Source organism: Arthrobacter endolithicus, from assembly GCF_026627425.1.
Lineage (GTDB): Bacteria > Actinomycetota > Actinomycetes > Actinomycetales > Micrococcaceae > Arthrobacter_M.
This window is the reverse complement of the sequence record NZ_JAPNLH010000066.1, coordinates 1-795: the sequence shown is the minus strand read 5'-3', so window position 1 is coordinate 795 and position 795 is coordinate 1. Positions and strand designations below refer to the sequence as shown.

The following is a 795-nucleotide window of genomic DNA, read 5'->3' as shown; positions in this document are numbered from 1 at the left end:
CTTTCTGGCTGATATCCATCGTCTCGAAACAAACGGGTAGGGGTAACACTGTTTTCTGACGGTTCTACCTACACTAAAGGACTGCCAAGACACGCCCACCCCGATAGACTACCCAGATGACCGCAACCAAGGGTAGGCGAACCCCTCAGCGGCCGCGGGAATGTAGGCTGCCTGCAGTATTCCGGACCCTTCGATGAGGTGAATGACGGAAACGGAGCTTGAGGACCAACGTTCGGGAAAGTCACGCCAGCCAGTGGGGCCAGGTAGCAGGGGTGCCGCTCGGCCCCGCTGTTACGCCGGGTCACGGCGCTGGCTTGGGGCGCGGACGCATACTCGCGCACGCGCTTCCTGAGGGCTACGCAGAGGGTGGGGATGGGCAGGACTGAGCGTCCGAGTTATCCAGGCGGATAATTAAGAGCTCATGCCGTCATGGTGGCGAACATGAGGGCCATGACGGCAGCGCCGAGGGCTTCGAGTCCGTGTTCTGCGCGGTGGGAGAGTCTTGGAGCAGTCGTGTTACGCGGAGGGGTTTTCGTTGTCCGGGAACGCAGTAGAAGGATAATGAAAATCACCGTCGCGGCTCCGAAGAATACTGTCAGCAGGATTGCCAGGTCGGGGGAGAAATTAGGTGTTGCTGCGGCCGTGATCTGGACTGGGGTTCTCATCGTGTGGTGATCGTGCGACATTGACATTGCGGACATTCCGTCTGATGGAACGAGTCCATAGCCGGGGGTAGTCACATGAGCCATCATTGAGATCATGAGAGCTGCGCCGCCCATGGTGAGGCTGTGGTAG

Annotated in this window: 1 protein-coding gene; it reads right to left on the bottom strand. The window is 59.1% G+C overall.

Going from position 1 to position 795, the window contains the following annotated elements; all coding sequences use genetic code 11:
* Positions 1-419: 419 nt before the first annotated feature.
* The coding region (locus OS914_RS18025) for a hypothetical protein (protein ID WP_267547431.1) at positions 420-795 on the bottom strand (376 nt) is incomplete at its 5' end.